The 13,683-nt window shown below is 64.5% G+C and carries 10 protein-coding genes; 8 read left to right on the plus strand and 2 right to left on the minus strand.

What is annotated here, in order from left to right:
- Positions 1-10: 10 nt before the first annotated feature.
- Genes R3355_RS03725 through R3355_RS03760 form a run of 8 tightly spaced genes read left to right on the plus strand, consistent with a single transcriptional unit; the run spans position 11 to position 9,972 of the window.
- Positions 11-1,336, plus strand: a complete 1,326-nt coding sequence (locus R3355_RS03725) for a sel1 repeat family protein (protein WP_318960104.1) — start codon at positions 11-13, stop codon at positions 1,334-1,336.
- Positions 1,333-2,733 carry an alginate export family protein gene (locus R3355_RS03730; RefSeq protein WP_318960105.1) on the plus strand — a complete coding sequence of 467 codons (1,401 nt, stop codon included), beginning with the start codon at positions 1,333-1,335 and terminating at the stop codon, positions 2,731-2,733. The genes R3355_RS03725 and R3355_RS03730 overlap by 4 nt, the downstream gene beginning before the upstream one ends.
- A gap of 15 nt (positions 2,734-2,748) precedes the next feature.
- Positions 2,749-4,176, plus strand: a complete 1,428-nt coding sequence (locus R3355_RS03735; RefSeq protein WP_318960106.1) for an MBOAT family O-acyltransferase — start codon at positions 2,749-2,751, stop codon at positions 4,174-4,176.
- Between the two features lie 9 nt (positions 4,177-4,185).
- Positions 4,186-5,295 (plus strand): alginate O-acetyltransferase, encoded by a 1,110-nt coding sequence (locus R3355_RS03740; protein ID WP_318960107.1) that lies wholly within the window; start codon positions 4,186-4,188, stop codon positions 5,293-5,295.
- Between the two features lie 12 nt (positions 5,296-5,307).
- Positions 5,308-5,961, plus strand: a complete 654-nt coding sequence (locus R3355_RS03745) for an alginate O-acetyltransferase AlgF (RefSeq protein WP_318960108.1) — start codon at positions 5,308-5,310, stop codon at positions 5,959-5,961.
- 6 nt (positions 5,962-5,967) lie between these two features.
- Positions 5,968-7,356: an alginate O-acetyltransferase AlgX-related protein gene (locus R3355_RS03750; RefSeq protein WP_318960109.1), complete on the plus strand. Its 1,389-nt coding sequence runs from the start codon at positions 5,968-5,970 to the stop codon at positions 7,354-7,356.
- Positions 7,347-8,462, plus strand: coding sequence for a polysaccharide lyase (locus R3355_RS03755; protein WP_318960110.1), 1,116 nt, complete (start codon positions 7,347-7,349; stop codon positions 8,460-8,462). The genes R3355_RS03750 and R3355_RS03755 overlap by 10 nt, the downstream gene beginning before the upstream one ends.
- A 16-nt stretch (positions 8,463-8,478) precedes the next feature.
- On the plus strand, positions 8,479-9,972 hold the full coding sequence (locus R3355_RS03760) for a right-handed parallel beta-helix repeat-containing protein (protein ID WP_318960111.1): 1,494 nt from the start codon (positions 8,479-8,481) through the stop codon (positions 9,970-9,972).
- Positions 9,973-10,099: 127 nt separating this feature from the next.
- On the opposite strand, the gene typA is transcribed toward R3355_RS03760, so the two are convergent.
- Together typA and thiI are read right to left on the minus strand one after the other, a co-directional pair.
- Entirely contained in the window at positions 10,100-11,914 is a 1,815-nt protein-coding gene (typA, locus tag R3355_RS03765) for a translational GTPase TypA (RefSeq protein ID WP_318960112.1), read from the minus strand.
- 161 nt (positions 11,915-12,075) lie between these two features.
- Positions 12,076-13,530, minus strand: a complete 1,455-nt coding sequence (gene thiI / locus R3355_RS03770; RefSeq protein WP_318960113.1) for a tRNA uracil 4-sulfurtransferase ThiI — start codon at positions 13,528-13,530, stop codon at positions 12,076-12,078.
- Between the last annotated feature and the right edge of the window lie 153 nt (positions 13,531-13,683).

Below are 13,683 nucleotides of genomic sequence, written 5' to 3' on the forward strand. Positions count from 1 at the left end.
GGAGACGCGTATGCTCAACTGCCATATTCCATCCTGTCTGCTGCTGGTTGCACTGGCGGCTTCGGCCCAGGCCGCCAGCCTGCAGCAGATCCAGTATCGCCTGCACCAGGATCCGCAGGCCGAGGTCGAGGCCGACCTGCGCCTGCTCGCCGAGCGCGGCGACCGTGCCTCGATGCGCCTGCTGGCCGATGTGCTGGCCGGCTCCACCGATCGCAACCAACAGCAGGAGGCCATCGCCCTCTACCAGGCGGCCTTCGCCGACGGCCGCGGCCAGCTCGATGCCCTGGTCGGCCTGGCCAACTTCAGCGAACGCCTGCCCAACGGCCATGAGGCCCAGCGCGCCTTCTTCAGCCAGGCCGTGCAACGCTTCGCTGCGACCCGGGATCCGAACAGCGTCAGGACCAGCCTCGACCTGTTCCTGGCCTACCCCGAACTGTACCCGCCGGCCCAGGTGCGCGAGCTGATCAGCCTGCATCAGCGCGCCTGCCTCGATACCTGCGCCAGCCCGCTGTACCGCGCGCGCCTGGCCGAACAACAGGGCCAGCGCGCGCTGGCGGACAACCTCTACCTGAGCGCCCTGCGCAGCGAAGCGCGGGCAGTGGAGCGCTATTACCAATTTCTCGGCGAGGAGCAGGACGAGCTGTTCCCGGCCAGGGTGAGCAGCCTGCTGGCGCAGATCGACAGCCTGCCGGTGGCCGTGGTACTGGCCATCGGCAGCCTGCTCAGCGGCCTTCCCCGCGAACACGACCCGCAGGTCATGCAGTGGCTGGACAACGCCATCGCCCGCCAGGCCGACCAGGCCCTGGTGTCCAAAGCCAGCTACATGATGTCGGCGCCGAATAACTACAGCGCCGAAGAGGTGTTCGCCCTGATCGACCAGGTCGAACTGACCCGCCCGCAGGAAGGCCGTGCCCTGCGCGCCTCGGCCTATCTGGTGCGTAGCTGGAGCAGCCTCGACCCGTTCAAGGCTCAGGCAATCATTCAGGCCCTGCTCGCCGAGGGTTACCAGAACGCCTACCTCAACCTCGGCGAGCTCTACAGCATGGGCGGCCTGGATCAGGTGGATCAGGCCAAGGCCATCGCCAGCTACCGCATCCTCGCCGCCCGTGGCGTGCCCTCGGCCTTCTACCGCATCGCCTCCATCTACGGCGGCGGCAAGGGCATCTGCAACGACAAGGTCAAGGCCTATGCCTACGCCAAGATCGCCGTCGACGGCGGCGAGCTGAGCGCCCGCAAATACCTCAAGGAACTGGCGCAGCAGATCAGCCAGGAGCAGCTCGAGCAGGCCCTGCAGGCGCGCAACGGGATCATCAGTGACATCGAGGCGTCGCTATGACGCGCCCGAGCCCCTGGCAGCGCCGGGTTCCCTGGCTGCTGGTCCTGCTAGCCAGCCAGGCCGCGGCCACGGATCAGGAAGGTGCGGTCAGCGAACCCGCCAGCCTGCCCACGCCCACGATGGCCGCCGCCATGCCGAGCGCCGTCGAGCTGAATCACAAGGTCACTGTGCAGGGTGGCTACGGCCCGGAAAATTCGCAGCTGGGCAACGACGGCAAGGGCTTCTATGGCCTGCGCTACGAGCCCTCGCTGAGCTGGCGCTCGAGCGAGCCGCAGTGGCCGAAATGGCAGGCCTTCGGCCGCGCCTGGCTCAACTACAACAGCGCCAGCCAGGCCAGCACCGGCTTGCAGCAGGAGAACAGCCAGCAGATCGAATACTTCAGCGCCGAGCTGCGCGAGTTCTACCTGCGCCGCAACCTGCTCGGCGACGACCCGCGCTTCTCTCTCAGCCTCGGCCGCCAGCGTTACTCCGACCACTTTGGCATCTGGTGGGACGACAGCCTGGAGTCGCTGCGCCTGAACTTCGACGACACCTTCGCCCGCGGCTTCGTCGCCGTCGGGCAAAAGCTGCATAGCTACAACAGCGACAGCCAGGCGCTGGACGCCAGCGAGCGCGATATCGCCTACGCCATGGGCGAATACGCCCTGCGCTGGAGCGGCGAGAACTGGGCGGGACTGCGCCTGTTGCTGGAACAGGACCACTCCGGGCGCGACGCGGATGACCCCAGCGACTTCAAAGGCGGGCGCGCCGGCCTGTTCTTCCACGGCGACGAGCCGAACGTCACCCCGCTGTTCAGCGACTATCGCCTGGAGCTGGCGCTGCTCGACGGCAGCGTCGAGCTGGCCAGCGGCGAGGAGCAGGATCGCAACGGCTGGGCGTTGCTCGGCGAGATCGGCAAGCACTTCGCCGAGCGGCCCTGGAGTCCGCGTCTGGCCCTGTACGGCGGCATCACCGACAAGCCGGACGACAGTAACGACGGCTTCTACCTGAATGCCATCCAGTCCGACCGGGTGGCCAACCCGGAGACCTACAGCAGCGGCCTGGTCAGCGCCTTCATCGGCATCGACCTGCGCAACCTGGCCTATTACGGCATCGCCCTGGAAACCCGACCACAGCCGCGCCATTACCTCGACCTGCGCCTGACCGACCTGCACCTGCGCGATGCCGACGGTGATCTGCCACTGAGCCTGGCCGAGCCGGCCGAGCGCAACGGCAGCCGCGCCCTCGGCCAGACCCTGGACCTGAATTACTACTGGGAAATGTTCCCCTACGCCGTACAAGACAAACACGTGCAAATCAACGCGTTGCTCACCGCCAGCTATTTCCGGGCAGGGGATGCCATCGGCAACCTCGACAACGACTTTCAGGTCTCCTTCGGCGTCGTGCTGCGCTACTAATCCAGAGGTGTCGCCATGGTTTTCACATCGAACATCTTCCTGTTCCTGTTTCTGCCGGTGTTCCTGCTGGCCTACTACCTGGCCAAGGACGCCTGGCGTTCCTATGTCATCGTACTCGGCAGCTATGTCTTCTATGCCTGGTGGCGCCCGGATTTCCTCCTGCTGTTCGTCGGCATTTCCTACTGGAACTACTGGTTCGGCCTGCTGATCAAGCAGCGCATCGACGGTGACGACAAGAAGACCGCGTTCCGCCTCCTGAGCATCGGCGTGATCGGCGACCTGGCCGCGCTCGGCTACTTCAAGTACGCCAACTTCGGCGTCGAGGTGATCGCCGAGGTGCTGCAGCCGCTGGGCATCAATACCTTCACCCTGGAACACATCATCCTGCCGCTGGGCATCTCTTTCTATGTGTTCCAGGCGCTCAGCTACATCGTCGACATCTACCGCAAGGATGCCGAGCCGACCCGGCGCTTTGTCGACTTCGCCGCCTTCATCGCCCTGTTCCCGCAACTGATCGCCGGGCCGATCCTGCGCTACAGCCTGATCGACCAGCAGCTCAAGCAGCGCAGCCATTCGCTGGAACTGTTCAGCCTCGGCGCCGCGCGCTTCATGCTCGGCTTCGTCAAGAAGGTGCTGATCGCCGACTCGCTGGCGCCGCTGGGCACGGTGATCCTCGGCGAGTCGCAGCCGCAGATGGTGGATGCCTGGTTCGGCATGTTCATCTCCCTGCTGCAGCTGTACTTCGACTTCTCCGGTTACAGCGACATGGCCATCGGCCTGGGCATGATGATGGGTTTTCGCTTCGCCGAGAACTTCAACCAGCCGCTGCTGTGCCAGAGCATGACCGAGTTCTGGCGCCGCTGGCACCTGACCCTGGCCGACTTCCTGCGCGATTACGTCTACCTGCCGCTGATCCGCTCCCGAACCCTGAAGGCCGAAGGAGCGCTGTTCTGCACCATGCTGCTGTCCGGTTTCTGGCACGGGGCGAGCTTCGCCTACATCATCTTCGGCCTGTATTTCGCCGTGCTCATGCTGCTCGAACGGCGCTTCAATCTGGTGACCAAGGTCAACGGCCCCTACCGGCTGTGGCGCAACATCCTGGCGCTGGTCGTGCTGTGCGGGGTGATGCCGTTCTTCATCACCGGCGATACCGATCACGCCCTGAATCTCCTCACCGGCATGTATGGCCTGCGCGGCATCGGTTCGCTGGACGCCTACTTCGTCGAGACTTCGAGCATGACCGTGGCCTTCACCGGCCTGGCGCTGGTCTGGATCGCCCTCGCCGGGCGGATCAACCTGCGCTACTACGCCGGGCACAAGCAGGGCTACTGGATGCAGCATGTCAGCGGCCTGAGCATGGTGCTGCTGTGGGCCGGGTTCGGTTTGTCGCTGAGCCGCCTGGCCGCCAATTCCTTCTCTCCGTTTCTCTACTTCCAGTTCTAGGAGGCTGCCATGTTTCCGGTCATGAATTCCGCGCACAAGCTCAATGGCATCGCGTTCATCCTGATGCTCGGCGTGATGCTGATCTACTCGCTGCCCAAGGTGGCGAGCTTCGGCAAAGCCCAGTCATGGACCGATGCCGCCGAGCTGTTCATGGGCGGCCAACTGCTGCGCCAGTTCGAGGACTACTACGACAAGGGTTTTTTCCTGCGCGACCCGTCCATCGAGTTGTGGGCCAGCGCGCAGTACCTACTGTTCCGCGAAGGCAGCAGTGGCGTGGTGCTGGGCCGCGAGGGCTGGCTGTTCAGCAACGAGGAGTACCGCCTGCCGAATGCCTACCAGCAGGCACTGAGCAGCAACGTGGCGAAGATCGCCGAGGTGGAGAAGACCCTCAAGGCGCACAACAAGCGTCTGATCCTGCTGCCGCTGCCGATGAAACTGGATGTCTACGCGGAGTACGCCACGCGCACTCCGGACAGTCGCTCGCAGCAGCTCTACGACGACTTCATCTCCCAGTTGCGGCGCAGCAGGATCGAGGCGGCGCCACTGCGCGAGGCGTTCCTCGCGCACAAGGGCCGGCAGCCGCTGTTCCTCAGGACCGATACCCACTGGTCGCCCTTCGGCGCCCGCCTGGCCGCCCGGGAACTGGCGCGCCAGCATCCCGAGCTGATCGGCAGCGCTGCCTACAGCTCGCGCCAGGTGGCCGAGAAGCAGCTGGCCGGTGACCTGAGCAACTACCTGCAATTCAACCGCGAGCTGGCCCCGGAACACTTTCGGCCCAGCCCGCTGGCGATCTTCGAAACCCTCAAGGACAACCAGCAGGTCAGCGCCGACAGCCTGTTCGGCGAGGCCGACCAGCCGATCATGCTGGTCGGTTCCAGCTACACCAAGATCGACGACTGGAACTTCCCGGGCTTTCTCAAGGAGTCGCTGAAGAGCGACCTGCAGACCACCGCCGTCGAGGCGCGCGGCCCCTACTACGCCATGCAGCAGTTCCTCGAGGGCAAAAACCTGCAGGACCCGGCAATCACCACAGTGATCTGGGAGTTCCCGCTGCGCACCCTGCTCAGCGAGGAACCGACCACCAGCGGCTGGCAAGTCGCCGCCAATCAATTCTTCTGAGGAGCCTCCACCATGAAGCGCTTTCTGCTTGCTGCTGTGCACAGTCTACCGATCGTCCTGGCCCTGCTCGGCCCGGTCACGACCCATGCCCAAGACGGCAATGCCGCCCTCTACGACGCCGTGGCCCCGGCCGGCTCGGCTTACATCCGGGTGCTCAACCTGGCGCCCGGGATGGCCGAGATGATGGTCAGCGGCAAGACCGCCGCGCAGAAGGTCAATGGCGGCCAGCTCGGCAACTACCTGTTCGTCGCCCCGGGCGCGCACAAGGTGACCGTCGCCCAGGCCAGCCTGGAGCTCAACCTGCCGGCAAAATCGGCGCTGACCCTGGTCTACGACGGCAGCAGCCTGGTGCAGATCGCCGACAACTACGTCGAGGACAGCAAGAAGGCGCAGATTGCCTTCTACAACCTCACCGACCAGCCGCTGGCCCTCAAGACCCGCGACGGCAAGCACGCGGTGGTCGACGGCGTGACGCCCAACCAGACCGCCACGCGCATGGTCAACGAAATCAAGATCGGCTTCGCCGCCTACGCCGGCGAGCGCAATGTCGCCCAGTTTGGTGAGCTGTTCCTGAAGAAGGGCCGTTCCTACTCCTACGTGGTGATTGCCGAGGGTGGCGGCTACCGCGCCATCAACCTGATGAACGGCCTGGACAGCATCAAGTAGCCGCCCATGAAGACTGCCTACCTGCTCCTCGCCAGCCTTCTGCTGCTCGTAGCGCCCGCCCTGCGGGCCGCGCTCGAGCCACCATGCGAGCTTGACTGCCTGCTCTGCCCGGGGCTGGCGGACGACGCGCAGTATGCCGAAGGCATCATGAAATCGATGAAGCACATCGCCCCGGGCAAGGACAGCTGGCTGTTCCGCTCGGAGGTCGACCTAAGCAACGACTTCGGCATCCCGCCCGCGATGCAACCGCAGTTCAAGCGCCTGATCCAGGCCTTCGCCGCCAAGAACGTGCAGGTGGTGATTGCCGTGCAACCGACCCGCGGCATGATGCACCGCGACAAGGTGCGGGCCGACAGCGCCTACGGCTTCGACTTCGCCAGCGCGCGGCGCAACCTGGCCCGCTTCCTCGACCAGTTGCGCGCCGGCGGCGCGCTGGTGCCGGACATCCTGCCGCTGGTGGATAGGCCGCCACAACCGGACTACTTCTTCCGCCGCGACCACCACTGGACGCCGACCGGCGCCCAGGCCACCGCACGCATCGTCGCCGACGCGGTGCTGCAGCAACCCTTCTATGCCGGCCTGACCAAGAAGGACTACCGCACCGAACCCAGCGTGATGGTGCCCAAGGACGGCACCATGAGCCGGGCACTGAAGAAAATCTGCGGCAACAACTACGGTTTCCAGTACGTGCGCGGCTTCCAGACCGTACCGGCGGGCGATGACCTGAGTGCGCTGTTCGAAGACGAGTCGACCCCGGAGGTGATCCTGGTCGGCACCAGCAACTCGGCCAGCCGCGACGACGACACCAAGAACTACAACTTCGACGGCTACCTCAAGGAGTACCTCGGCGTCGACATCCTCAACCTGGCGCTGCCCGGCGCCGGCCAGGAAGGCGCGCTGCTCAACTACCTGCAGTCGGCCGACTACTCGCCGGATGCACCGCCGAAAATGATCATCTGGGAGCTGCCGGCCAGCTTCCATCTGGAAGATCCGCTGCTCTACCGCCAGCTGCTGCCAGCCATCCAGGGCGGCTGCGCCAAGGCCGAGGTGCTCGCCGGCCAGCAGACCGCGCTGCCGCCACTGCAGGTCAACCAGCGCCTGGAGATCCTCAGCAACAGCGGCGCGCAGCGGCGCGACCTGACCGATCTGCCGGGCTTTCTCGACATCCGGCTGAGCGACAAGAACCTCAAGGACTTCTACATCATCACCTATTACGACAATGGCCAGCGCGACAAGGTCTGGTACCGCCGCGAGGCGATAGTCGCCGGCGGTCAGTTCTACCTGCAGCTGAGCCAGGCCGAGGCCTACCGCGGCGCCAACCTGCTCTCGGTGTTCCTCGAACCCACCGAGGCGCTGACCGAGCCCGGCCATGTGGAGACCAAGCTATGTCGCTGAAATCGCAACCCACCACGCGCTGGCTGGCGGTACTGCTCAGCTGCGCCGCAAGCGCCAGCCAGGCCCAGTCGATCTGGCCGCCGCAGCCGACCGCGCTGAGCGGCCAGATCGGCGACTACCACAGCATGACCTGCCCGAAGCAGGTGCCGCCGCCCTACAGCGGCCCGCTGCTGATCGACAGCAAGTACGACCAGCGCGACGCGAGCAAGTCGACCCTGAGCGCCACGCAGTCCAGGCAATCGCGCGAAATCCACGCGCGCCTGAGTGAGTACAGCCAGCGCCTGGCGCAGTTCGCCGACTACTACCTGATGGCCGACCAGCCACAACAGGCCACCGCCGGCCTGGCCTGCCTCGATCAATGGCTGCAGGCCTGGGCCGTGGCCGGTGCCCTGCAAAGCCGCGAGGCGAGCAAGACCGGGATCGCCGCGCGCAAGTGGTCACTGGCGGCCATCGCCTCGACCCTGCTCAAGACACAGGCCCTGAGTGGCGGTCAGCCGCAGCTGTCGCAAGAGCAACGGCAGTGGCTGCAAGGCCTGGCCGAGCTGGTGATCGAGAATTACAGCCCACGCCAGCAACCCGGCTTCGCCTACTTCAACAACCATGACTACTGGGCCGGCTGGGCCGTCGCCGCCAGCGGCATGCTGCTCGACAGGCCCGACTACATCGCCTGGGGCGAGCGCAACTTCCGCCAGGCACTGGGCCAGATCAGCGCCTCGGCGCATGGCGACTACGCTTACCTGCCCAACGAGCTGGCCCGTGGCCGGCTGGCCGCCAACTACACCCACTACGCCCTGGTGCCGCTGATGCTGCTGGCCGAATCCAGCCAGCGCAACGGCCCCGGCCTGTCTGCCGCGGACAGCGCCAAGCTGCAGCAACTGGCCAACTTCGCCGTACGCAGCGTGCTGGCGGCCGGCAGCCTGCCCGAGCTGGACGGTCAGGCCCAGGAAGCCGTGCCGGCGCACAAGATGACCTGGCTGTTGCCCTTCCTCAGCCGCTACCCGCAGCATGCCCTGGCGCGCCAGCTGTACCAGGCCGAAGACCCGCAGGTCGACGCCTACAGCCAGATCGGCGGGCGGATCAAACCGCTCTACCCCGCCCTTCCCTGACCCGCGAGGTGACACCGTGCACCGTCTCACGACATCCGCCTGGACCTTGCTCGTCGGCCTGCTGCTAAGCACCCCGGCGCTGACACAAACCCTCTACCGTCACCAGATCGAGGCACTGCCCAGCCAGCCGCAACAGCAGGCGCTGGCCGAGTTGCTGGCCGACACCACGGCGAGGGTGACCGCCGCGCAACTGGTCGCCGCCGTGCCCAGCGGGCGGGCCAGGGTCAGCCTGGCGCCGATGTTCTCCGCCCAGCTCGGCAGCTGGCCGTTCGAATCGCTGGTCGGCAGCGGCCTGTTCAAGGTCATCGCCGACTACCAGAGCCAGCATCCGCGAGTCCTGCAGCTCGATGCCGGAAGCATCGACCTGGCACAACTGGAGCGCACCGTGGCCAACCCGAAGATTCTCTCCCGCTACAAGGATGGCTTCCTGCTCAGCTACCCGCTGCTGATCGGCGCCAAGGCCGCCCTGCTGGTCGAAGACAGCCACCTCTACCTGAACAGCCACAGCGGCGCGGCGCTGATCAACCTGGGCCAGCTCAGACTGCAGCGCAGCCATCTGCAGAGCTGGAGCGGCACGGCCGACCCAGCCAGGCCGCGGCTGTTTCGCCCCTTCATCATGGCCTGGGCCGGCAGCCTGACCCTGATCGAGCACTCCAGCCTCGCGCGCCTCGGCTACAACGCCCACCTAACCCGCGGTCTGAGCAGCCGGCGCAGCCCGCAGCAGAGCGCGGGCACAGGCCCGGCGCGCGTACTGATCCGTGACAGCCAGCTGCGCGAAATGGCCAGCGGCGCCGAACTGCACGATGCCCTGGTGTTGATCGACAACAGCAGTTTCGCGGATATCCAGCAGTACGCCATCGACCTGCATGACAGCCGGCTGAGCCTGCGGCAGAACCGCATCAGGCAGGTGCGCAATCAGAGCGCGATCCGCATCGGCGGCGCCAGCAGCGGCGATGTCACGCAGAACCTGATCGTCGCCAGTGGCAAGTCGGCGATCGAAGTGGTGGCGCAAACCGGCGATCTCAGCCTGCGCGACAACCTGATCGGCAACAGCGGCAGCAGCGGCATCCGCCTGCAGGATCGCCCGGAGCAGGCCGACGGCCGCCTGCTGGTAGCCGGCAACCTGATCACCAACAGCCGTGGCAGCGGCATAGACGCGGAAAACATCGGCGCCGCGCTGATTGCCGGCAACCGCATCAACGCCTCACCGGAGTACGCCATCAGCCTGCGCAACAGCCGACCGCAACCAGGCCAGATCGGTCTGTTCGACAACCGCTTGGCGAACATCGGCAAGTCGATGATCCGCAGCCTGGGAATCACCCAGCTGCAGCTAGGCGGCAACCGTTTCGAGGGGCTGGCGGTGAACCAGGTGGTGCTGACCGGCGACCTGTTGCCGGTGCAGAGCCTGCTGCTGGAAACCACCGTGCAACTGGGCTGCATTGCCCAACTGCAGATCGCGCCTACTGCGCAGGCCGTCACGCCACAGCCCAGGGCACCGCGCTGCGACTAGCGCGTGGGGATCCGGCGGGCCGGTACGCGCAGCGCTAGAGGCTGCGCAGCAGTAGACAGCACCTTGAATGCAAAAAGCCCCCGCCAACTCAGGTTGACGGGGGCTTTTCAGTCATGCGGCCGGGTTATCAGCCTTTCTTGGCAGCGCGGGTGCGCTCGCTTTCGCCCAAGATTTTCTTGCGCAGACGGATCGACTTCGGCGTGACTTCGCACAGCTCGTCGTCCTGGATGAACTCCAGAGCCTGTTCCAGGGTGAAGCGCACCGGCGGCACCAGGGCGATGGTTTCGTCCTTGCCCGAAGCACGCATGTTGTCGAGCTTCTTGCCCTTGGTCGGGTTCACACCCATGTCGTTGTCGCGGCTGTTGAGGCCGACGATCTGACCTTCGTAGATGTCCTGGCCGTGCTCGACGAACAGCTTGCCGCGGGCCTGCAGGGTTTCCAGCGAGTAGGTCAGCGCCTTGCCGGTGGCGACCGATACCAGCACGCCATTCTGACGACCGGACATGTCGCCGGACTTCATCACGTCGTAACGGTCGAAGATGCTGGTCATGATGCCGGCACCGGAAGTCAGGGTGAGGAACTCGTTACGGAAACCGATCAGGCCACGGGCCGGGATGTTGTACTCGAGGCGTACACGGCCCTTGCCATCCGGAACCATGTTGGTCAGGTCGCCTTTACGCACACCCATCTGTTCCATCAGCGCGCCCTGGGAAACTTCCGGCACGTCGATGGTGACGTTCTCATAGGGTTCGTGCTTGACGCCGTCGACCATCTTGATGATCACTTCCGGACGACCGACGCCCATCTCGAAGCCTTCGCGACGCATGGTTTCGATCAGTACCGAGAGGTGCAGCTCGCCACGGCCGGAGACCTTGAACTTGTCGGCGCTGTCGCCTTCTTCGACGCGCAGGGCCACGTTGTACAGCAGCTCCTTGTCCAGACGCTCCTTGATGTTGCGGCTGGTGACGAACTTGCCTTCCTTGCCGCAGAACGGCGAGTCGTTGACCTGGAAGGTCATGGCAACGGTCGGCTCGTCGACGGACAGCGGGACCATGGCTTCGACGTTCTGCGGGTCGCACAGGGTGTCGGAGATAAACAGCTGATCGAAACCGCTGATGCAGACGATGTCGCCGGCGGCGGCTTCATCCACGTCGATACGGTGCAGGCCGTGGTGACCCATCAGTTTGAGGATACGACCGTTACGGCGCTTGCCGTGAACGTCGATCGCCACCACCTGGGTGTTCGGCTTGACCCGGCCACGGGCGATACGGCCAACGCCGATGATGCCGAGGAAGCTGTTGTAGTCCAGGGCGGAAATCTGCATCTGGAACGGGCCGTCGCGGTCGACTTTCGGCGCCGGTACGTGGTCGACGATGGCCTGGTACAACGGCACCAGGTCTTCCGCCATCTCGGTGTGTTCCAGACCGGCAATACCGTTGATCGCAGAAGCGAACACGATCGGGAAGTCCAGTTGCTCTTCGGTGGCGCCGAGGTTGTCGAACAGGTCGAAGATCTGCTCAACCACCCAATCCGGACGTGCGCCCGGACGGTCGACCTTGTTCACCACCACGATCGGACGCAGGCCGGCCTGGAAGGCTTTCTGGGTCACGAAGCGGGTTTGCGGCATCGGGCCGTCCTGGGCGTCGACCACCAGCAGCACCGAGTCGACCATCGACATCACGCGCTCGACTTCACCGCCGAAGTCGGCGTGGCCGGGGGTGTCGACGATGTTGATGTGGTGGCCATTCCAGTTGATCGCGGTATTTTTCGCCAGGATGGTAATGCCGCGCTCTTTTTCCTGGTCGTTGCTGTCCATCAGGCGCTCGGTGTCGAGTTCGTTGCGCTCGAGGGTGCCGGACTGACGCAGCAGGGCGTCAACCAGGGTGGTCTTGCCATGGTCGACGTGGGCGATGATGGCGATGTTGCGTAGTTTTTCGATCACTGGTGTATCTCGATCAGAGGATTCGGTTTGCCGCATAGTTTACGCGGCGGATATTAACTAAATACGAATTCGGCCAGACGGTGCAAAAGCGCAGCAGCTTTTACCCCGCCTGCAGGTCGGGAGGGCGATGGCGGATGCTTCCGCCATTCAACCCGGGCGTCTTATGCCGGACGATAAACGCGCACATTGGCATACCCCTCGCTAAGCAGGTGGTGGGCATGCAAACGACTCATGACGCCCTTGTCGCAATACAGCAGGTATTGGCGATTGGCATCCAGCTCTTTGAAGCGGCTGTTCAAGGCATAGAACGGCAGCGTTTGCACTTCGATACCGGGCAGCTCTAATGGCTGCTCTTCGGCGTTATCCGGGTGACGGATGTCAATGATGACATGACTGGCCAGGGCTTCGCTGACTTCCTCGACCTTGACGTCCTTGCCCAGCTCGTCGATCACCTTGTCGATCGGCAGCAGAGTCGCGCGCTCCAGGGCGCGCTGGAGAACCGCCATATCGAACTGGCGCTCCTCATGTTCGATGCGCTCTTTCTTCGCCCGGGTGGTCGGATTCACCGAGATCACCCCGCAATACTCGGGCATGTGCTTGGCGAACTCGGCGGTGCCGATGGCGTTGGCGGTGTCGATGATGTCCTGCTTGTGGCTGGCGATCAGCGGGCGCAGCACCAGCATGTCGGTGGCCGAGTCGATCACCGAGAGGTTGGGCAGGGTCTGGCTGGAGACCTGGGAAATCGCCTCGCCGGTAACCAGGGCATTGATCTGCAGCTGCTCGGCCATGTGCGTGGAGGCGCGCAGCATCATGCGCTTGAGGATCACGCCCATCTGGCTGTTGTCGACCTTGCCGAGAATCTCGCCGAGCACTTCCTCGAAGGGCACACTGATAAACAGCACGCGCTGGGAACGGCCGAACTTCTGCCACAGGTAATGCGCCACTTCCATGACGCCCAACTCGTGGGCACGCCCGCCCAGGTTGAAGAAGCAGAAATGGGTGACCAGGCCGCGGCGCATCATCTGATAGGCGGCGACGGTGGAATCGAAACCGCCGGACATCAGCACCAGGGTCTGTTCCAGCGAACCCAGCGGGTAACCGCCCAGGCCCTGGTGCTGGTTATGGATGACGAACAGGCGCTGGTCGCGGATCTCCATGCGCACTTCAACTTCGGGCTGTTTCAGGTCGATGCCGGCGGCGCCGCACTGCTGGCGCAACTGGCTGCCGACATAGCGCTCGACATCCATGGAACTGAATGCATGCTTGCCGGCACGCTTGCAGCGCACGGCGAAGATCTTGCCCGGCAAGCGCTCGCCGAAGTGGCGCTTGCATTTGTCCAGCACATCGTCGAAATCGCCCAGCGGGTATTCGTCGACCTGGAGGAAATGGGTGATGCCGGGGGTGCAGCCGAGCCGCTCGATCATCGCCTGCAGGGTTTTCGCCTCGCTGATCCGGGTCTCGACTTCCAGGTTGTCCCACACACCGCTGACCAGCAGCTGCGGATCGAGATCGCGCAGCACCGAACGGATGTTCTTCGCCAACTGCCGGATAAAGTGCTTGCGCACCGGCCGGCTCTTGATGGTGATTTCTGGAAAGACTTTAACGATCAGTTTCATTAAAACAGCGCATACCGAGACGACTAAGAAAACAGGGGCGCGGATTATAGCGGAAATCGTGCAAGCTTTGATCAAAAATACCATCACCCCGGCATGGCGCACCCTATCGGTGCACCGTAAAGCCATTACGCCCCATTATGGGGCGCAAAATAC

Source organism: Pseudomonas sp., from assembly GCF_033723075.1.
Lineage (GTDB): Bacteria > Pseudomonadota > Gammaproteobacteria > Pseudomonadales > Pseudomonadaceae > Aquipseudomonas.